We start from the raw sequence: 20,047 nt of genomic DNA, 5'->3' as shown, positions 1-20,047 counted from the left end.
CACACCTCCATGTCGAATAACGTAAATATTAAGTGAGAAATGAGAGGACATGACATATGCATATTAGAAAAATTACGCCAGAGGATTATACTATCATTAAGTCTGTTATGAATGATTGGTGGGGCGGGAGACAGATGGCAGACATGCTGCCAAAGCTCTTTTTTGTTCATTTTCAAGACACTAGTTATATTATTGAAAAAGATCATGAAATTGCAGGATTTTTATGTGGTTTTTTCTCGCAAACTTTTGAGGACGAGGCATACGTTCATTTTATTGGTGTAAATCCGAAATTTAGAAGACAAGGGATTGCATCAGCACTGTATTCCTCCTTTTTTGATGCCGTTCGTTCCAATGGTCGTCACGTTGTAAAAGCAGTAACATCTCCTGTTAATCAAAAATCCATTCAATTTCATCTTGATGTAGGCTTTGACATTGAAAAAGGTGATAGTGAAATAGAGGGTGTATCTGTACATACAAATTATGATGGACAAGGTGGAAGTCGAGTGTTATTTATAAAACATTTATAAATGATGTAAGCGGCAAAACGATATAAAATTGTTATGCTGCTTTTTTATTATAAAGTATATACTTTTGTTTTTTCTTGAGAGATGTTTTTTCATAAAAAGTTATTGGTAATTTGGAAATAAAGTTTGATCATTTTGAAATCCTTTTTACACTAAAGCATCGGTTACTTTAAGCGTATATAATACTTTAACTCATTTTATAACCCGTCTGAAATGAACATAAAATATCGGGTTCTTATTTTATTAGAATGATAATCTATAAATGAAAGGGAGGTCATGCAAATGGATTTACTAAAAAATATGAATAAAGCGTTAGCTTATATTGAAGAAAACCTTGAACATGAAATAGATTATAAAAAAATTGCGAGCATTGCCCATTGTTCAGAATACCATTTTAGAAAAATGTTTTCTTTTCTAGCTGGAATAACTTTAGCAGAATACATTCGGCGTAGACGTTTAACTAATGCGGGTTTTGAGTTAAGTTCTCAGAACGTCAAAGTTATAGATATAGCTCTAAAATATGGCTATCAATCTCCAGATTCGTTTACGAAGGCATTTTATAAATTGCATGGTTTAACGCCCTCAGAAGTAAGACAGCGTGGACATTCGTTAAAAGCATTTCCGCGTATGACTTTCCAATTAACGATTCAAGGAGGAGTAGAAATGAATTATCGTATAGAGGATAAAGAAGCTTTTACACTTGTAGGAATCAAAAAAAGAGTACCTATTGTGTTTAAGGGGGAAAATACTGCAATTACAGCAATGTGGGCAGAATTAGATTCTGAAAAGATTAAACAATTAAACCAACTTTCAAATACAGAACCGAAAGGACTCATTAGTGCATCGTTTAACTTTTCTGAAGAACGTATGGAAGAAAAGGGAGAGCTCGATCACTTAATAGGTGTCGCTATAACCTCTAAAGAAATGCATCATTTTGAGACACAAGAAGTTAAAGCGGCAACTTGGGCTATTTTTAAAATTGAAGGAAATTTTCCAGAAGACACTCAAAATGTATGGGGACGAATTTATTCTGAATGGTTTCCTTCTTCTAATTATGAAGCAGTAGATGGTCCAGAATTGTTATGGACTGAAGGTAAAGCTACTTCTGCACCTAATTTCAAAAGTGAAATATGGATTCCTGTGAAAAAAAGAAAAGCATAAAGTGAAACTTCCATCAGTGGGGATCTTACTGCCCGTTAGTGCGGGATAAACGCTATTAAATAAAAAGTGGGTACTACTGTTTGTAGTTATCCACTTTTTTATATAACCATACTTTCCTTAAGAATCTTGCTTCGTTAGTTTAAGAAGAAAAACTGAAATGTCTATTTTAATCAGAATAGGATATTTCAGTTCATTATTTTTATAAACGATTTAACCTTTTTGTAAAAACAGTATCCATGATAGCGCTCGCAAAACATAATATCAGTGTAGTCCGAAGTAGAATTTGTAGTAAATAATCGCACTTTTGCAGTATACATCATGATAAGTTAATGAGGATTCTTTCGAACAAATATAAAATTTTTAATAAAAATTAAGATAAAAGGCAATATAAGGAGGGTTGAATTTATATTTCGAAAGGAAGGATAGCAAGTGAGTAAAGTTCTATACATTACCGCAAATCCGAAACCAACTGATCAATCGTATGGTCTTACAGTTGGACAAGCTTTTTTAGAAGCATATCGTCACGAGGCTCCAAATGATGAAATTATTGATCTTGATTTGTACAAAACCAATATTCCATATATTGATGCGGATGTACTTAATGGATGGGGAAAGCTACAAAAAGGGACAGCGTTTGAAAATCTTTCTGCAGAAGAGCAAAGTAAGATCGCTGCAATTAATAAATTAACAGATCAGTTTGTAGAAGCAGATAAATATATATTTGTAACACCGATGTGGAATTTTAGCTTTCCACCGCTTATGAAAGCATATATTGACACAATTTGTATGGCGGGAAAAACATTCAAGTATACAGCAGAAGGTCCTGTTGGCTTGTTATCTGGTAAAAGGGCCGTTCATATTCAAGCGCGCGGTGGTATATATTCAGAAGGGCCAGCAACAGAAGTAGAATTTGGAGATCGTTATCTTCGAGCGATTATGGGCTTTGTTGGAATTGAAGATGTACAATCTATTATTGTAGAAGGTATGAATCAAATGCCAGATGAGGCAGAGAGCATTAAAGAAAAAGCAATGGCACACGCGAGAGAAGTTGCGAAAGGTTTCTTTGAATAATTAGAAAAAAACCCACAAATTTCTTATAATGGAATTTGTGGGTTTTTATTTATTAGATAAGTGGGGGAGAATCGAGATGGATATTGTTTTCACAGAGGATGGGAAACGCTTTAATTATCGCGTAGCAGCTGTATGTATAGAGAATGGGAAGGTTCTTCTTCATCGCGGGAAGGGAGATAACTTTTGGTGTCTACCTGGCGGACGAGTTCAAATGCTTGAAAGTAGTGAATCTGCTCTTAAAAGAGAGCTGAAAGAAGAATTAGAAGTGGATGCAAATGTAAAACGATTAATGTGGATTGTTGAGAAGTTTTTTACTTATGATAATCATGAGTTTCATGAAATAGGCTTTTATTATGAAACACATTTAACAGGTTGTTCTATTCCAAAAACGGATTCTTTTATAAGAAAAGATGGTGGACGAGAATTTGAGTTTCAATGGGTTCCACTAGAGGAGATCAATCAATTTAATATGCAGCCTGCCTTTTTAAAAACAAAGCTAGATCATTTACCGCAGTGTGTAGAACATATTGTGACAAACTAAAAGAAAGATGGCTCAGTACGGTTAAGGTTACGTGTAATTTCAAACAAAAAGAGACTGCCCCAAAAGGTACATATGTGCCTTTTGGGGCAGTCTCTTTTTGTGAAATCCTATCTTTTAAAAATTGGATATAGGTCAGAGGAGAATAAGAAGGGTGAATTATGGTTTTGTCTAGCATATAAGACATCCGATTCTAAGTTGTACATGTGGAAATAAAGCTGAATAATAATTCTGGTGAGCAACGGGAATAGTAAATATAATTTTGAGCAGTAGAAGGGATAGCTACCCATTAAAAGGAGGATAAAATAAAATTATTGCTTTTCAAATGAAACTCATGTATATTGTTTGATGTATCAATTATTGATATGTCAAATTTTTAGTCAGTATAAAAAAGGGGTGGTAATTTGGGCGATTCATGTTCAAAGGAAGCAGTCATTTTATATAAATTACATTTCCTCAATAAAGACATTAGTTCGAAATTCGAAGGTTGTACGGGGATTAGCCAGTCTAGATTGGAACTTTTACATCAACTTTATCTAGTAGATGAAATAAGTCAAAAGGCACTTCAAAAAGAAATCAATATTGACAATGCAGCAATTACCCGACATTTAAAGCAACTTGAAGCTAACGAAATGATTACAAGACGTAAAAATCCGAATGATAATCGAATAACCCTTGTTAGTTTAACGGATGCTGGTCGGAATAAAATTCATTCCTTTCAAGAGGAAAAAGAGCGATTTGCCACTTCTGTGTTAAAGGATTTTAACGAAGAAGAACGGGATAACCTTCTAAATATGTTAAATCGCATTCAAAAAAATATAAAAGAATTCTAATATCATTATTAGACAGAAAAAGGGAGCATTCAACTATGATTAACACACAAAAAACAAATAATTTTACAGAAATTATAACAGGTCGACGTTCTATTCGAAATTACGATCCTACTGTGAAAATTAGTAAAGAAGAAATGACAGAGATCCTTACGGAAGCAACTCTTGCACCATCTTCTGTAAATATGCAACCATGGCGCTTCTTAGTAATTGATAGTGCTGAAGGAAAAGCAAAGCTTGCTCCACTTGCTAAATTTAATCAACGTCAAGTGGAAACTTCAGCAGCAATGATTGCTGTTTTTGGTGATTTGAATAATTTTGAAAATGGTGAAGAAATTTACGGTAAAGCAGTTGAACTTGGATATATGCCTTTAGACGTAAAAGAAAGTCAAATGGAGAAGCTTAAAGGTTATTTCTCAACAATTTCTCGAGAAGATATGAAAGACGTAGTTTTAATTGATGGAGGTCTTGCAGCGATGCAACTTATGCTTTCAGCTCGTGCTCACGGATACGATACATGTCCAATCGGTGGATATGAAAAAGACAAAGTTGCAGAGGTATTTGGTTTAGATAAGGATCGTTATGTACCAGTTATGTTAATATCAATTGGAAAAGCAGCTAACAGTGGTTACCCATCAGTTCGTCTTCCAATTGATAAAATTGCTCAGTGGAAGTAATTGATAGAAGAGCACAAGGTTTCATCATTTGCGTGATTGACTTTTTTATATACAAATACAAGTAGAAAAGTGAGAGGAGACAGTACTATGATTATAATCCATGCTAAATTTCATGTGGATCCAGCAAAACAAGAAGCGTTTTTAGATGAGATTCAGCCACTAATTAGTGGTTCAAGAAAAGAAAGTGGAAATATGTCTTATGATTTGTACAAGGATACCGAAAAAGAAAATGTCTATACAATGGTAGAAGTGTGGGAAAATGCAGAAGTAGTTGCTAATCACAATAAGAGTGAGCATTTCACTTCGTTTGTTGGCAAAGCAAATCAATTTCTAGTTGCACCATTAGATATAAAAGCTTTTGATGGAAAACCACTACAAGGGTAATAACAAGGAGATCGTATAAATTGACGCACTAGTTTGTGAAAAATTATGATACGGTTATAGACAGTTTCCATCGTTTCAATGAAATGTAAGTGGCATTTTTAATTAAGGGGGAAGAAAGATGACAAATTCAAATAATAAAATAGCCAGTATCTATGAAGGCACGAATATAAGCAATTGGGGATCATTTCAAAACGTGGAAGAAACAAAGTTATTTGATCCGATTCAAATTGGGGCTTGGTCTCTTCGTAATCGTGTGGCAATGGCACCGATGACGCGTTGTTTTGCTAATGATGAGACAGGGGTAGTTGGAGCTGATGTAGCCGATTATTACCGGAAACGTGCGGCAGATGGTGTCGGTCTAATTATTACAGAAGGAATAGTAATTAGCCCAAGAGCGAAGGGGAATCCAGGTGTTCCAGGTATTTATACCAAGGAGCAAATTGATTCTTGGAAGTCAGTAACAGATGCAGTACATGAAGAAGGTGGAACAATTATTGCGCAAATATGGCATGTAGGACGTATGAGCCATCATGAACTAACAGGTGGATTCTTACCACAAGCACCTTCAGCTATTGCGGCACAAGGAAATGTCCCACGTTTTCGGAAGCCTTTTGATACGCCAGAAGCGATGACAATAGAAGAAATTCAAGAGACGATCGAACAGTATGCACAAGCTGCTAAGAATGCGATAGAAGCAGGCTTCGATGGGGTGGAAATTCATGGGGCACATGGGTATTTAATTGATCAATTTGCTTATGAATTTGCGAATCATCGAAATGATCAATATGGCGGAGATTTAAAACAAAGGTTAACATTTATGAAAGAAGTATTGCAAGCCGTTATAAGTGCGATTGGTGCAGATAAAACGCTTATTCGTTTTTCAGCATTTAAAGGTGATAACCCTAGCTACATGTGGGAAAATCCTGAAGTAGCAATTCAAACTTTCGTAGAGATGTTCTGTGAAGTAGGATTAACGATGATTCATCCTTCAACAATGAATTATACGCAAGTTATAGCTGACGGAAAAAACTTACATCAATTAGTTCGTAAATATTGGGATGGTATAATTGTAGGAGTTGGGAATTTAAATCCAAAAGAGGCAGAAGAAGCACTACAAGAAGGTACAATTGATGTAGCGGCATTTGGTAGACCATTGATTTCTAATCCGGATTTTGTTCATCGTGTTAAACATGGGGAAAGTTTAGAGGAATACGATGCAAAGCAGCATCTTGCTACATTAATATGAGTAATAATAAAAGAAGAGCACAAAAGGTGTTCTTCTTTTATTATGTAAGCAAAAAATATAAGAGAAAATAGCATGATAGGGGGAAGCGAATTTATATTACCCTTATCATATTACTACGAACCTCGATGACTCCAGTAGGAGAAGTCGAGGTTTTTAGCTAGTATTGAGATTCAAGCTTATTTTTTCTTTTCTTTCAATCATTTTCGATATTTGTATAATGTATGAACTTCTTTTTTTAATTTCTGGAGAAGTTCAGTATCATCACGATTTGCATACCTTGTAGCGTTATATGCATCGATAATCACATCAAATTGAATGGCGACCTCTTCGTCTCTATGAAGTCGTTCCATCCATTGTTCAACTGTTTCACCGCGTAGCCGATTTAATGGTGGTTTTAGTTTCTTTTCCAAATTAAAAATTTCTTTGCGAATTGCATTGTTTGGTGGTCGTAACTTTCGGTTTCGCTTTTGTATATTTCGTTGTTCTGGACCAACAATGATAGGTTCATAGGAAGACATACGCCCAAAGTTGATTTCATGACGTCTCTTAAATAGTTTCCACATTACATATATGGCGATGATTATGATAATAAAAACTGTAATAGATTGTAAATTTAATGGATTATATTTTTCTGGAAGTGGGGGAGGGGGTGCGTCACCCTTATTTAATTTGCTATTTAAAGAATCGGCTTTATGACTAAGTTCAGCTGATAGAAAGAGCGGATTTAACATATAACCCATCCCTAAAGCAATCCATTGCATCACATAAGCAATAATTATTCGTACATAGGCGAGTATAGGTACAAATAAAAAACTAATAATTGCAATGGCTGTAACTGATATTAATCGCATCATTTTTTGATTTTGATTGAAACTTGTAATCCTATGTTAATGAGCTACTTACAATTTGCTGTTGTATGATTGAACAAAGTTGTTTTCTTATATTTTGATCGTATATTTTTTCAAAACGTACCCAATCATCGTTGTAATAAATAGACGTATGAGAGCTGAAAAAATAGGGATGTTCTTTTACTTCTTCAATACGTTCATATAAGTATTCTTCATATCTTTGAGAATTAAATTTGTTTTTCTCCTTATATACAAATAGCATTCTTTTATTTGTTGCTAGTATTACTCCTGGCATGGATGGCCCTCTATGCAGAAATAAAGAGAGAGAACATTGTGTGTAAAAAAGGATCGTTTCGTTTTCGTGGAGTAAGTTTTTTTCTGTATCTAGTAATGTTGGTATTACAATCACCTCTTTCTATATATGATGATTATATCATTTAAATAAGGTTCGATAATTTCCGTAGTCTTTTCAGAATAAATTAGTTAAAAATAAAAGACCACATACTATACGCGAAAGAGCTAATGTTGCTTTTAAATAAAGTCACGGTGTTTATAAAAAAGACACGATGTTTTGCCCCTTTGGATCTGTTTATCTAAAGGGGCGTTTTTATAGTGAAAAGAAGATCTAAACTGAAAGGCGGATTAAGGTACTGTTGAGTAGCAACAAATGGTTATCAAGACCTAAAAGGTAAAAAGTTATCAAAAATAAAGGATATCACATATTACATATAACTAATATGTGACTGTGAAATGACAATAAAGTCATTAAAAAAATAATAAAGTTGTTTAAAAAATACTAATCATTGTATTCAACAAACGGGCGCGATTGTTGAACAACATAGGTAGAAATGATCAAACTTTTTTATAAAAACCAAACTTAAATCTGCTGAAGAATCTATTTTGATCAATCTTTTTTCAAAATGGATTCTTTTATTTATCGTAAAATGCTAGTTTATGAAGTATTTTTGAACAAACTTTATTTCAAAGCTACATTAAAACTTAAAAAATATTAATTTCCTGTAAGTGTTTTGAAAGATAAAAAACAACTGTTTACGGTATAAAAATAGTACTATTACTAAGAGGGAATTTTTACTTTCCCTTAGGATAGCACTACACTATATAAAAAAAGCTTAATTTATAATGGGATAAGTAGGTGAAGTGAAATTAAATTTGCAACATGCTTCATCTTAAAATTGTAGGAATGATTCCTAAAACCATACCGCTGATTAAAGAAAATACATATGCTGTGGACCTTTTAGGATAGATATAGTTATGCAAAAATGATAGCAAGGGGGTCAAGGGAGTGTTTAATGATTTTAAACTTGTGGATGATCGTCCGTTTTATATTCAATTAAAGGATTATTTGAAAAAAATGATTATGAAAGGACATCTGCTGGAACACCAGAAGCTTCCATCTACCCGAGAACTTAGTAAATTATTATCGGTCAGCAGAAATACTGTTCTCACTGCTTACGCAGATTTAGAACAAGAAGGTTTAATCTATGCAATAAAGGGAAAAGGAAATTTTATAGGAAAAGTTAAAACATCCAAAACTCCATCCATCGAACTAAACTGGAAAGAAAAGGTCAATGAAGTTACCTTGTTAGCTGATGAATTAGATTTAATGAAGCACGGTGTTCGCTGGGAAAAAGGCATGATTTCATTTAATAGCATTGCTCCAGACGAAAAGCTTTTTGATGTTGAAAATTTTAAAAGAGCTTTTCTGAATCGAATGTCCATTGAAGGGGATATCGTTTTGAACTACGGATATGCAAAAGGCTATAAACCTCTCATTGATTACCTTCTTCACTATATGGAAATGAAAGGGGTAAATATTTCCAATAAGGATATTTTGATTACGAATGGTTTCACCGAAGGGCTGGATATTTTATTGTCTTCTTTAGCGAAGAAATCCGGTCGTATTATATGTGAAAACCCGACCCATCATGCTGCCTTAAAACTGTTTCGATTACATGGACTTGATGTGCATGGGATTGAAATGAAGGATGATGGTATTGATATTGATCAAGTTGAGAAAAGTTTATCCGAAATGGATTTTGATTTCGCATATCTAATCCCGTCTTATCATAATCCGACTGGAATTGTCACATCCTCAGAAAAAAGGACTGAAATCATGAATCTTTTTTCGAAATATGGAATCCCTATCGTGGAGGATGGATTTAATGAGGAATTGCGTTATTCGGGTTCTCATCTAGCACCCCTATTAACATTCGCTGGGTCCGGCAACAATGTTATCTATATCAGCAGTTTTTCAAAAATTCTTTTTCCAGGATTACGTGTTGGATGGATTTTAGCAGATAAAGAATTAATTCATTGCTTGGAAAGTGTGAAAAGGGCAAGAACAATTCATACATCTACACTGGATCAGGCAGTGCTGTATCAATATTTACATGATGGTTATTTTGAAAAATATTTAAAAAAGGCCAAGTCAGTTTATAAGAAAAAATATGAACTAGCTGTTCATGCTTGTCATCAATATATTCCTTTTCAAAGAATGACTGGGGATGGGGGACTTCATCTTTTTCTAGAGTTAGAAAAAGGAATGAATTCACGTACACTTTTGAAAAAATGCTATGAAAAGGGAGTCGTTTTTTCTCCTGGGGACGTCTTTTACACGGATGGAAGGGGAAGTAATACGTTTCGATTAGGATTCTCTCGGTTAAAAGAAGCGGATATTCTTAAGGGAATTAAGGTAATTGGAGATACATTGAAAAATGAAAATGGGAGTTGAAAAAAGTGAGAGTTGGCGTAATTATGGGAGGCGTGTCCTCCGAAAAACAAGTATCCCTCATGACTGGGGAAGAAATGATTGCACATTTGGATAAAAGTAAGTACGAAATTGTGCCTATTCAACTAAATAACAAAAAAGAGCTTATTGAAAAGGTAAGGGATATCGATATTGCCTTGTTGGCGCTTCACGGAGAATATGGGGAGGATGGTACAATTCAAGGTACACTGGAATCGCTCGGTGTTCCATATACAGGAAGTGTCATGTTATCAAGCGGTATTTGTATGGATAAAAATATGTCGAAAAAATTGATTCGTTATGAAGGAATTCAAACCCCGGATTGGATTCATCTTTCGAATATGGAAGAACTTCAGTTTGATGAAGTTGAAAAAATGGGGTATCCGTTAGTGGTAAAACCTAATTCGGGTGGTTCCAGCGTAGGGGTAAAGATCGTATACGATAAGGAGTCTTTACTATCCTCTCTTGAGGATGTATTGAAATGGGATTCTGAAATCGTAATTGAAAAATATATAAAGGGCGAAGAAATTACATGTTCTATTTTGGATGGAAAACTTTTGCCGATTATTTCGATTCAACATACGGCCGAGTTCTTTGACTATCATGCGAAATATGATGATGCGGCTACGATTGAAGAGATTGTAGAACTTCCGGTCACAACGCAAAAGCGTGTCGCTGAGGCTGCAATGGCGTGTTATAGAGCATTAAAATGCAGTGTTTATGCTAGGGTTGATATGATTATAAAAGATGGAATCCCATATGTAATGGAAGTGAATACATTGCCGGGGATGACAAAAAATAGCTTACTACCAAAAAGTGCTCATGCGGTGGGGATCACCTATAGTAAGCTATTGGATATGATTATTGAAACCTCCTTACAGGTTAGGAAAAAAGAAGGATTTTAATAGAAAGATAATTGTAGTGTTGAAATTTTAGGAACTTTAGACTTAGTGGGACCGTAGCTGCCTTAGTCCGTCTGATATTTTAATGGTATTAGAAAATATATTTTTGGAAAAAGAATACTATGTCTTATATTCTTTCCAAGGATTATTCATTTGTTTCAAGTGACTTCGAACTCATCCAGGTCCACATTTATCAATAATATAGAGGGATTCATTTTGACCAATCTTTTTTCAAAATGGATTCCTTTTTGTTTATTGTAAAAAAACCTCGTTCCATTAGTATGTTTGATCAAACTTTATAGGGAGGGATTGCCCACGGAATAGCGGGAGAAATTGAACTTCATCGAAAGTGAAAAAAGTTGCTTATTTTACAAGCAACTTTTTTATTTAAAAGACTAAAATGATTGGTTTTGTGCCGGTTTAATGAATTGTTCTGGGTTTTCAATTAAGCCGCATGCAGCACATTGTACGCGATATGTAGGACCTTTGTAGGCCATATGAAATGCACTCATATTTTCGTTTGTATACTCTTCCTCGATTTGACCAGTTTGTGGATTTAATTTTACTGGTTTTGCTGTTTGTTCAATGATATTAAATCTTGTTCGGTTTGTTTTACAATTTGGACAAAGCATTGGTTCCATATCAACACACCTCCATTGTTAGCATTTGTTGATATGGCGGAGTTTATTCATAAGGAAAAACCCTATAAAGGATTTCTGCATTTTTTGTCAAAATAGTAAGAATGTAAAGGAGGAGAAGAATGTGAAACTTCAAATGAAATACATCATTTTATATGCACAGCAATATGAGGAATGCATCCGTTTTTATCGTGATATATTACAGCTACCGATAAAGGGTGAGCACGGTACATATGTTGAATTTGATACAGGTTCTACAATTTTGGCAATCAATAGTAGAAATGATGTTCAAGAGTTAACGGGTTTATCAATTCCGAAAACGTTATCGGAATCATCTACATTTGAGATTGGATTTGTGGTCGATGATGTTACGGAAACAATACATAACTTCAAAAAACAAGGAGTAACGGTGTTAGTAGAGCCTGTTACAAAACCATGGGGACAAACAGTTTCCTACGTTTCTGATCCGGATGGAAATTATATTGAAATTTGCAGTTCATTAGACTAAAGGAGCGGGAGAGTATGCGAAAGTTTCCTATTTTAGAAACAAATCGTTTGCAATTAAGGGAATTAACGTTGGTAGATGCAGATGCGATGTTTCATTATTTTACGAAAGAACCTGTTATTCGTTATTTTGGAATGGATTCGTTTCAAAATATAGAAGAAGTAAAAAACGTGATTCGGAATTTTAGAGAAAGATATGAAGAGGGATCTGCATTTCGTTGGGGGATCGTATTAAAAGGAACAGATCAATTAATTGGCTCGTGCGGATTTCATTTAATTAATCACAAGCATAAACGTGCTGAAATCGGCTATGAATTAGATGAAACATATTGGGGAAAGGGATATGCGACAGAAGCATTACAAGCTATTCTTACATATGGGTTTGAAACACTTTATTTTAAGCGGATTTCAGCTGTTGTATACCCAGAAAATGAATTATCTCGTAAATTATTACAAAAAGCAGGCTTTACGGAAGAAGGGTTACTTCGAAAATATATGATTCAAAATGATGTCGAGCACGATGCGATTATGTATTCGTTGCTGCAGGAAGAATGGGCAACATTATTTCAAAAAGTGCGTTAATTACATGAATATGAATAAAGACAATATAAGACCTAAACCTCTAGTTTTAGGTCTTACAAAATATATATTTTTATCAAAAATTTTTATAAATGATCACACTTTTTTATAAATTATCGAACTTTATTTTAAATCTAAAACTATATTGGACGGTGTTATATATGAACGATAACCTTACCTTGAAAGAATATTCTTCTGATTATCAATCTCAAATTTTAGATTTAATTCTCTCCATCCAACAAGATGAATATAATATTCCTATTTCAAAAGAAGACCAACCTGATTTAGTTAGTATAGAAAGTGTTTACCAATCCGGAAGCGGTAACTTTTGGATCGCACTTTATCAAGGAAAAGTTGTAGGTACTATCGCTCTTTTAGATATTGGCAATTATCAAGTAGCATTAAGAAAAATGTTTGTAAAAAAGGACTTTAGAGGAAAGACATTTCAAACGGCCAGTCTTTTATTACATAATGCAATTACATGGGCAAGAACAAAAGAAGTGAAAGAAATATATTTAGGAACGACATTGCAATTTGTAGCAGCCCATAGGTTTTATGAAAAACATCGTTTCGAAAATATAGAATTTAACAAGTTACCTACCAATTTCCCTATCATGCAAGTGGACAAAAAATTTTATAAATACATTGTTTCCTAACTCAAAGACAATATAGAGTATTGCTTTGTTCAATAATCGGGCCATAATCTGGAAGAGTCAAGGCTTCCAGATAGGCTAGGGTTTCCCTAATCTAGGAGTTAAATCCAATCCCTATTAAGAAGGCAAACAGCACCTTTTAAAAAGTTTGTCTTATACTTGTCGTTCCTAAACAAGGTGCTTGTATATTTATATAGGATTAATTAATGAAGGGATTAGGTTTTAATGTTCATTCTCTTTTTATTGAGTACATTCCGGTTTGAGTTGTAATTATTCAATAAAGGACACGCCATAAATAAAAGGTAGCGTATGATTCCCAGTTTTTCCATGGAAACGATATTTCTAAGATTTCATCTTTCGTAGGCTTTCGGTTCATATTACGTAATATTTTTATCGAATTAATAAGGCCCACATCATCGATTGGAAAAGCTGTCTGGAACCTGAGGCAGCGCATTAGAACATAATTGGCTGTCCAAGGACCGATTCCTCGTATTTTAATTAAATTTTTTTCAGCATCTTTAAAGTTCATTTTCATTAATTTTTCCCTCGATAATTCTCCACTTGCCATTAATCTGGCAATTCCAATGATATATTCACTTTTTTTTACCGTCATTTTAATATCTGCTAGGTCGGTAGGTGTTAACTGTGCAATTCGTTCGTACGGTGGGAACACCCAATACTTTTTACCGTTCCATTCGATGGAATCGCCAAATTCTTCTACAAATTGCTTCTTTAAGGAGTACGCGAAGGCTAAGTTGATTTGTTGCCCTAAAACTCCCCAACATAAGGCTTCAAATAAATCGGGAATGCCGATAACTCGCAATCCATAGAATTTTCGGGCAGTCATTTTAAGTAATGGGTCTGCTTTTGCCATTTCATAAAATGGCGTTAAATCGTTATCAAGATCAAACCATTCATGAATATATTTTACAATCTCTTCCCGTTTCCACTTTTCAATGGGTCTAGAATCATTTAGGAATTGAACAACCATTTGTTTATTATTGATTACGCTTACCTGTACTAAGGACCGAATTTCCCCGACGGCTATAACTTTTGTAATTATATCGTTCTCTATTTCATACATGCATTCATTTTTTTCCCTTGTTAGATAGTCTAGGTTAGCATTTATGTCGAAATCTTCAGGTAATGTAATTACAATAACATCATTGACTTCATGCCATGTCACTTTTTCATTCTCCTCACCTTATTACGATTTTCTATACTCTTTACAAAATAATTACAAGAAAATTAACACTGATTGAAATTTTATTTTATCACATAATAATCTTTATTAATTTTGTTATCTTGCTATTACATTCTAAATATCTTATTTTTTTCTATTTATGAGGTTATAGTGTTAGTTATCAAGAATGCTAAATAGGAGTGGGTAAAAATGGCCCAAGATATAAAAACACGTGTCGAAAACTTAAATTGGGATTCAATTCAAAATGAATTAGATGAACAAGGATTTGCAAAGCTTCCAGCGATTTTAACAAAGGAGGAATGTGAATTCTTCATAGAATTGTATTGTGAGGAAGGGTCATACAGAACGACAATCGATATGACGAGATATCGCTTTGGGAATGGGGAGTACAAATATTTTTCCTATCCATTACCTGAAATCATCCAAATTTTAAGAGAGTCCTTTTATCTAGAATTGGCCAAAATAGCCAATCGATGGTTGGATTATTTAAAGAAAACAGAACAGTTTCCAGATCATCTTCAAGATTTTTTGAACACCTGTGAAGAATATGAACAAACTAGACCGACACCTTTAATACTAAAGTATGAAACAGGCGGGTTTAATTGTTTGCATCAAGATTTATATAGCGACATATTTTTCCCGTTTCAAGTAGTATTTGTATTAAATCAACGAGATAAAGACTTTTGCGGTGGAGAATCTCTATTAGTGGAACAAATTCCTCGTGCTCAGAGTAGGGGACATGTAATTGCTTTAGAACAAGGCAGTGCGTTGATCTTTCCTACTAACCATAGACCTGTTCTAGGTAAAAAAGGATATTACAAAAATACGGTTCGTCACGGAGTAAGCACGGTTACTTCTGGGGAACGATACGGTCTTGGAATCATTTTTCACGATTCTAAATAAAAATTAAACTTCAATATCTTGCTATTCCATTCCTAGAATTGTACATTCTGAATTTATAGGGAGTATATTGTGAGGAGAGGTGAGAGAAATGCTGGATAGTATCAATAACGGACATAAAGAGAGCCATGATCATAGAATTTCGAATGATGTAGAAATGATAACAGATGAAAAGTGGCAAGCAATTATAAATAATGATGCAGCGTACAATAATCAATTTTTCTACGCTGTAAAGTCGACAGGGATATTCTGTAAACCATCCTGTAAATCTCGCGTTCCGAAAAAAGAAAATGTATGCATTTTTCCAAACGCAGAACAAGCTCTCTGCGCAAATTTTCGCCCGTGTAAACGTTGCAAGCCCACTAATGAAAATCTGCCTGATAGCGAGTGGGTTGATTTAATTACTGAATACATTGATAAAAATTTCACAGAAAAATTAACTCTAGAATCGTTAGCAGATATTTGTTATGGGAGTCCGTATCATATGCATCGAACATTTAAAAAGATTAAAGGCATTACGCCGGTTGAGTACATGCAACAAGTTAGAGTACACGCGGCTAAAAAGTACTTGATTCAGACAAATAAAGCGATTGGAGATATCGCCATATGTGTGGGTATGGCTAACGCGCCTTACTTTATTACTTTATTTAAAAAGAAAACTGGACAGACACCAGCACAATTTCGTCAAATGAGTAAAATGGAGGAAAAGTACAATGGAAACAAAGAATAAACCAACCCTTTATTGGTGTTTACTAAAGTTTAAGGATTGGAATTTTTATATTGCTTCAACTTCAAAGGGGCTTGTGTTTGTAGGTTCACAGAACAAACCATTTGAGGAATTGTTCGAATGGGCTAAGAAACGCTTTCCAGGAAGTCCTCTTGTTGAAGATGATGAAAAGCTTGAACCCTATGTCGTTGAAATCACTCAGTATCTAGAAGGAAAGCGGAAAACCTTTACTGCTCCATTTGAGTACGTAGGTACGCAATTTCAACTAGCAGTCTGGAATGCACTTTGTGAAATTCCTTATGGACAGACGAAATCCTATTCCGACATTGCAAATGATATAAATAAACCAGCAGCTGTTCGTGCTGTAGGCGCGGCTATTGGGGCTAATCCGGTATTAATTACTGTACCGTGCCATCGTGTAATAGGAAAGAATGGCTCATTAACTGGCTATCGGGGTGGATTAGAAATGAAGGCACTACTCCTGGATCTGGAAAAGCGAGCTGGAATTAAAAAGAGTATACATCCGCATTAATTACGATACAGCTATGCAACGCATATGATAAATAACGGTGCACCAATTGATGTGATTCAAAGTTTACTGGGGCATAGTACATAAAACGAATAGCTTCCGAACATACTAATAAAATGTTTTGGAGGTGGGGTTTATGGATAAAAAAGACTTTCAAAAAATTTATAGTGAATACTTACAACAAGGGAAAGACCAAGCTCAATTGGAAGTAGTTGAGGAAGTCGATTCAGGAGTAGAACAAATTATTGCAGTTCGTAAAAATGATGAGGATGATATTATTGCTTTTAAAACAAGTAGTGGAAGAGAATTAGATTATATTACTGCTCTTGATGAAGCAAAATTAGGGAAGTTAGCTCATGTGGACGTATTTCATAAGTATGGCAGGGATATTATACGTAGTGAACCTGATGGTATGAAAGAAAATAACTTAGATAATTTACCTTCTTTTTAAAAGGGTAAACCTAAAGAAGAGAATGTTAATTTGGATATTCTCTTCTTTACTTTACTAATTTACTGTGATTTTCGTGAACTTGCTGGAAGAAAACCATTTTATAAAACCGAAACATAAACCTGCTGGATAAGAAACCATTTTGAAATACTATGTAATATTAAAGACCATAGTATTTCAAAATGGTTTCTTTTTGTTTCCCACTAAATAAAGGTCTGCAAAACATTTTTGAACAACCTTTATTCCAAAGCAACACTCTACACATATTACTCGTTATAGTCGTACTTAGGGTTAACTTCAATTTTACCATTGTACTTAATGACTTCGAATATATCTCCCATTTCTGCTTTCTTACATGTTTTATCACCTACATATATTTCTTCTAGTTTTCCGTTTTCCGTCTACCATGACCCTAAGAGCGTCTTTCCTAAAGATTATATACTCTTTATATATGTTTTTGTTTATCATAACTGCTTGCTTATGTTCACGATTCTTTAGTAAGTCTCTATCTATTAATCCTTGACCTACTATTGTGATGCATGAAAAATGGGTGCATATTGGAAAATTTGATAGTCAACTTAATAAGTACTCTGGCATATATTGTGCATATACGGTATACACAATTAATAAGGAGGTTCTGTATGCTGGCATTAGACATTAGAAATTTAAATAAGAAATATCAAGATTTCGAGTTAAAGGATGTATCGTTTCAACTGGAAAAGGGGTATATTATGGGTTTTATCGGTGCCAATGGCGCAGGAAAAACAACCACCATTAAATCGATCTTGAATATGATTCATCTTGATAGCGGCGAGGTACGTATTTTAGGAAAGAACATTGCCGAACACGAGATTGAATTGAAACAGGAAATCGGATACGCATTTAGCGGCATTGACTTTTATACTCGAAGCAAAATGAAGACGTTGACAAATGTGATTAAGAAGTTCTACACGAATTGGGATGATGAAACCTATTACAACTATTTACAAAGATTTAAATTGGATGAGAACAAAATAATATGTGAATTGTCGGCGGGAATGAAGGTAAAGTACAGTTTGGCCCTTGCCTTATCCCATGGGGCGAAGCTTCTCATCCTAGACGAACCGACAAGTGGACTTGATCCAGCCGCAAGAGATGATCTGTTGGATATTTTTCAAGAGCTCGTGATAGATGGAGAAATCAGCATTATTTTCTCTACTCATATTACATCCGACTTGGAGAAATGCGCAGATTTTATTACCTTTATCGAAAACGGTCAAATTATCAACAGTTCTGAGAAAGATGAATTTATTGCTTCATATCGCCTACTAAATGGTAACGAAAACCAACTAAATCAGGTGAAAGAAAAGTTGATTTCCTATAAAATAAATTCATTTGGTTTTACGGGATTGATTTACTCCAAAGACTTCGATTCCTCCTCCGATATTAAAGCAACTACGCCGAGTCTCGAAGAAATCATGATTTACTTCTCAAAAAAGGAGGGTATGTATGTATAACTTAGTGATGAAGGATTTAAAATTAGGCCTTAATCCCATGTTTTTTGTATTACCTGTTTTGACAGGTGCATTAATGCTTGTTCCCGGTTGGTTATATTTTATTGTCATTCTGTATTTTTGCTGGATAACGATACCGATTATGTTTGCAGGATATAGAACTCAGAACGATTTGATATTTACCACTATGATGCCTGTAACCAGAAAAGACATGGTGAAGGCAAGGGTGTTCGTTATTGTCATTCTGGAATTATTGCATATTGTTAGTGCAATTATCTTTGGAATGTTTAATATTCGCTTATATCCGAATCAAACTTACTATTTCTTCGCACCGCACATGGGTTTTTGGGGACTATGTTTTGTTATGCTCGCGATCTTCAACATCTTCTTTATTTCCATGTATTATAAGACAGCGTATAAATCTGGTAAAGCAACCTTCGCATCCGTTACAGCTGCCATGGTTTTTGCCGTAGTTGCACAATGGCTTGGAATCCAGAATTCTTTTGTGTCTGACATTTTCAATGGTAGCGGTGCTGACAATATGACGCTTCAAATATCCATCCTGATCGCGGGAATCCTGATATTTATTTCATTCACCATGATTGCTTATCGAATTGCGTATAAGCGATTCCTACAAGTGGAGATACAATGAACATAGCAATTTCGAACACATCTGAAAAGCCAATTTATCAGCAGCTTTTCGAACAAATCAGCGCCCAAATTTTGAAAGGCGAATTAGAAAGCGGCTATTGTTTACCACCAATTCGACAAGCAGCCAAGGAACTTCGTATTAGTATCATCACTGTAAAGAAAGCCTGGGAAGAACTCGAACGATGCGGTTTGATAAATACAATAACAGGTAAAGGGTGCTTTGTAGCCGAATTCTCACCCGATGAGATACTGCGAATACGCAACGAAATGGTCATGAAGCAAATGGTTAGCGACATTTCATACTACAAATCCTTTGGTCTTACAATAGAAGAAGTTATTGAACTTTTGAAGAAGGCTTATACAGTTTAAATAAAACGTTGTGATACGAAATGTGTTCTTTTTGCGCAGGAATCCCAAAGAAGCCCATCATTTTACGGGTGTGCTTTTGATTTTTGAGTTAGATCAGTCAGGCAACTTTGCTTTGTCTATGGACCATTCAATTTTTTAAATCTGTTCAACAATCGGGCACGATTGTTGAACAATACAGGTGGAAAATGATTAAACTTTTTTATAAAAGCCAAACTAAAGTCTGCTGAAGAAGAAAACATTTTGAGCAATCTTTTTTCAAAATGTTTTCTTTTTATTTATCATAAAATGTGGGTTTGCGAGGTATTTTTGAACAACCTTTATTCCAAAGCTGCAATTCGCCCTATTTTGAAATTTCCTACTTCTTTATCGTCATAAATATAGTAAATATATGACGAATATTCCAG

At 34.5% G+C, this 20,047-nt stretch carries 24 protein-coding genes and 1 pseudogene; 21 read left to right on the top strand and 4 right to left on the bottom strand.

Annotated elements, in window-relative coordinates:
- The first annotated feature begins 56 nt into the window (after positions 1 to 56).
- The 8 genes from AB1284_RS11320 (at position 57) to AB1284_RS11285 (ending at position 6,431) form a co-directional block, all read left to right on the top strand.
- Positions 57 to 527, top strand: coding sequence for an N-acetyltransferase family protein (locus AB1284_RS11320; protein WP_429749332.1), 471 nt, complete (start codon positions 57 to 59; stop codon positions 525 to 527).
- Between the two features lie 279 nt (positions 528 to 806).
- Positions 807 to 1,685, top strand: a complete 879-nt coding sequence (locus tag AB1284_RS11315; protein ID WP_429749334.1) for an AraC family transcriptional regulator — start codon at positions 807 to 809, stop codon at positions 1,683 to 1,685.
- Positions 1,686 to 2,114: 429 nt separating this feature from the next.
- Entirely contained in the window at positions 2,115 to 2,756 is a 642-nt protein-coding gene (locus tag AB1284_RS11310) for an FMN-dependent NADH-azoreductase (RefSeq protein ID WP_429749336.1), read from the top strand.
- A gap of 76 nt (positions 2,757 to 2,832) precedes the next feature.
- Positions 2,833 to 3,297, top strand: a complete 465-nt coding sequence (locus AB1284_RS11305; RefSeq protein ID WP_429749338.1) for an NUDIX hydrolase — start codon at positions 2,833 to 2,835, stop codon at positions 3,295 to 3,297.
- Between the two features lie 401 nt (positions 3,298 to 3,698).
- Positions 3,699 to 4,127, top strand: a complete 429-nt coding sequence (locus AB1284_RS11300) for a MarR family winged helix-turn-helix transcriptional regulator (RefSeq protein ID WP_429749340.1) — start codon at positions 3,699 to 3,701, stop codon at positions 4,125 to 4,127.
- Positions 4,128 to 4,162: 35 nt separating this feature from the next.
- Complete coding sequence (locus AB1284_RS11295) at positions 4,163 to 4,801, top strand: nitroreductase family protein (RefSeq protein WP_429749342.1); 639 nt, start codon at positions 4,163 to 4,165, stop codon at positions 4,799 to 4,801.
- A gap of 87 nt (positions 4,802 to 4,888) precedes the next feature.
- On the top strand, positions 4,889 to 5,185 hold the full coding sequence (locus AB1284_RS11290; RefSeq protein WP_429749344.1) for a putative quinol monooxygenase: 297 nt from the start codon (positions 4,889 to 4,891) through the stop codon (positions 5,183 to 5,185).
- A 118-nt stretch (positions 5,186 to 5,303) separates the two neighbouring features.
- Positions 5,304 to 6,431 (top strand): alkene reductase, encoded by a 1,128-nt coding sequence (locus AB1284_RS11285; protein WP_429749346.1) that lies wholly within the window; start codon positions 5,304 to 5,306, stop codon positions 6,429 to 6,431.
- 197 nt (positions 6,432 to 6,628) lie between these two features.
- On the opposite strand, the gene AB1284_RS11280 is transcribed toward AB1284_RS11285, so the two are convergent.
- Both AB1284_RS11280 and AB1284_RS11275 read right to left on the bottom strand, forming a co-directional pair.
- A complete protein-coding gene (locus AB1284_RS11280; protein ID WP_429754290.1) occupies positions 6,629 to 7,312 on the bottom strand; it encodes a DUF4018 domain-containing protein in 684 nt (227 codons plus the stop codon).
- A gap of 1 nt (position 7,313) precedes the next feature.
- Positions 7,314 to 7,688, bottom strand: coding sequence for a PH domain-containing protein (locus tag AB1284_RS11275; RefSeq protein WP_429749348.1), 375 nt, complete (start codon positions 7,686 to 7,688; stop codon positions 7,314 to 7,316).
- An 894-nt stretch (positions 7,689 to 8,582) separates the two neighbouring features.
- On the opposite strand from AB1284_RS11275, the gene AB1284_RS11270 reads away from it, so the two are divergent.
- Both AB1284_RS11270 and AB1284_RS11265 read left to right on the top strand, forming a co-directional pair.
- Complete coding sequence (locus AB1284_RS11270) at positions 8,583 to 10,031, top strand: PLP-dependent aminotransferase family protein (RefSeq protein WP_429749350.1); 1,449 nt, start codon at positions 8,583 to 8,585, stop codon at positions 10,029 to 10,031.
- A gap of 5 nt (positions 10,032 to 10,036) precedes the next feature.
- Positions 10,037 to 10,951, top strand: a complete 915-nt coding sequence (locus AB1284_RS11265) for a D-alanine--D-alanine ligase (protein ID WP_429749352.1) — start codon at positions 10,037 to 10,039, stop codon at positions 10,949 to 10,951.
- 392 nt (positions 10,952 to 11,343) lie between these two features.
- Here the strand turns inward: AB1284_RS11265 and AB1284_RS11260 are convergent, their stop codons facing one another.
- Positions 11,344 to 11,589 (bottom strand): DNA alkylation repair protein, encoded by a 246-nt coding sequence (locus tag AB1284_RS11260; protein WP_429749354.1) that lies wholly within the window; start codon positions 11,587 to 11,589, stop codon positions 11,344 to 11,346.
- A 121-nt stretch (positions 11,590 to 11,710) separates the two neighbouring features.
- On the opposite strand from AB1284_RS11260, the gene AB1284_RS11255 reads away from it, so the two are divergent.
- The 3 genes from AB1284_RS11255 (at position 11,711) to AB1284_RS11245 (ending at position 13,325) form a co-directional block, all read left to right on the top strand.
- Positions 11,711 to 12,094: a VOC family protein gene (locus AB1284_RS11255; RefSeq protein WP_429749356.1), complete on the top strand. Its 384-nt coding sequence runs from the start codon at positions 11,711 to 11,713 to the stop codon at positions 12,092 to 12,094.
- A 14-nt stretch (positions 12,095 to 12,108) separates the two neighbouring features.
- Positions 12,109 to 12,672 (top strand): GNAT family N-acetyltransferase, encoded by a 564-nt coding sequence (locus AB1284_RS11250; protein ID WP_429749358.1) that lies wholly within the window; start codon positions 12,109 to 12,111, stop codon positions 12,670 to 12,672.
- 158 nt (positions 12,673 to 12,830) lie between these two features.
- Positions 12,831 to 13,325 (top strand): GNAT family N-acetyltransferase, encoded by a 495-nt coding sequence (locus AB1284_RS11245; protein ID WP_429749360.1) that lies wholly within the window; start codon positions 12,831 to 12,833, stop codon positions 13,323 to 13,325.
- Between the two features lie 271 nt (positions 13,326 to 13,596).
- Here the strand turns inward: AB1284_RS11245 and alkA are convergent, their stop codons facing one another.
- Positions 13,597 to 14,508, bottom strand: a complete 912-nt coding sequence (gene alkA, locus AB1284_RS11240) for a DNA-3-methyladenine glycosidase II (protein WP_429749362.1) — start codon at positions 14,506 to 14,508, stop codon at positions 13,597 to 13,599.
- A 207-nt stretch (positions 14,509 to 14,715) separates the two neighbouring features.
- Between alkA and AB1284_RS11235 the strand changes: the two genes are divergently transcribed.
- From AB1284_RS11235 to AB1284_RS11200, 8 genes and pseudogenes are all read left to right on the top strand, one after another.
- The gene (locus tag AB1284_RS11235) at positions 14,716 to 15,429 is read left to right on the top strand and encodes a 2OG-Fe(II) oxygenase (protein ID WP_429749364.1); all 714 of its coding nucleotides are present in this window, start codon (positions 14,716 to 14,718) and stop codon (positions 15,427 to 15,429) included.
- An 88-nt stretch (positions 15,430 to 15,517) separates the two neighbouring features.
- Positions 15,518 to 16,156: a bifunctional transcriptional activator/DNA repair enzyme AdaA gene (gene adaA, locus AB1284_RS11230; protein WP_429749365.1), complete on the top strand. Its 639-nt coding sequence runs from the start codon at positions 15,518 to 15,520 to the stop codon at positions 16,154 to 16,156.
- Positions 16,140 to 16,685 carry a methylated-DNA--[protein]-cysteine S-methyltransferase gene (adaB, locus tag AB1284_RS11225; RefSeq protein ID WP_429749367.1) on the top strand — a complete coding sequence of 182 codons (546 nt, stop codon included), beginning with the start codon at positions 16,140 to 16,142 and terminating at the stop codon, positions 16,683 to 16,685. Before adaA ends, adaB begins: the two co-directional genes overlap by 17 nt.
- Positions 16,686 to 16,697: 12 nt before the next feature.
- Positions 16,698 to 16,769 (top strand): annotated as a pseudogene (locus AB1284_RS11220) (tyrosine-type recombinase/integrase); the annotation flags it as partial.
- Between the two features lie 49 nt (positions 16,770 to 16,818).
- Positions 16,819 to 17,133 carry a DUF3892 domain-containing protein gene (locus AB1284_RS11215; RefSeq protein ID WP_429749368.1) on the top strand — a complete coding sequence of 105 codons (315 nt, stop codon included), beginning with the start codon at positions 16,819 to 16,821 and terminating at the stop codon, positions 17,131 to 17,133.
- Positions 17,134 to 17,771: 638 nt separating this feature from the next.
- The gene (locus tag AB1284_RS11210) at positions 17,772 to 18,626 is read left to right on the top strand and encodes an ABC transporter ATP-binding protein (RefSeq protein WP_429749370.1); all 855 of its coding nucleotides are present in this window, start codon (positions 17,772 to 17,774) and stop codon (positions 18,624 to 18,626) included.
- The gene (locus AB1284_RS11205; protein WP_429749372.1) at positions 18,619 to 19,275 is read left to right on the top strand and encodes an ABC-2 transporter permease; all 657 of its coding nucleotides are present in this window, start codon (positions 18,619 to 18,621) and stop codon (positions 19,273 to 19,275) included. Before AB1284_RS11210 ends, AB1284_RS11205 begins: the two co-directional genes overlap by 8 nt.
- The gene (locus tag AB1284_RS11200; RefSeq protein ID WP_429749374.1) at positions 19,272 to 19,643 is read left to right on the top strand and encodes a GntR family transcriptional regulator; all 372 of its coding nucleotides are present in this window, start codon (positions 19,272 to 19,274) and stop codon (positions 19,641 to 19,643) included. The genes AB1284_RS11205 and AB1284_RS11200 overlap by 4 nt, the downstream gene beginning before the upstream one ends.
- Positions 19,644 to 20,047 lie beyond the last annotated feature (404 nt).

Origin of the sequence: Bacillus sp. S2(2024) (genome assembly GCF_050474045.1) — a bacterium.
Lineage (GTDB): Bacteria > Bacillota > Bacilli > Bacillales > Bacillaceae_G > Bacillus_A > Bacillus_A yunxiaonensis.
The sequence above is the reverse complement of the archived record's forward strand: the minus strand, read 5'-3'. Positions and strand labels throughout refer to the sequence as shown.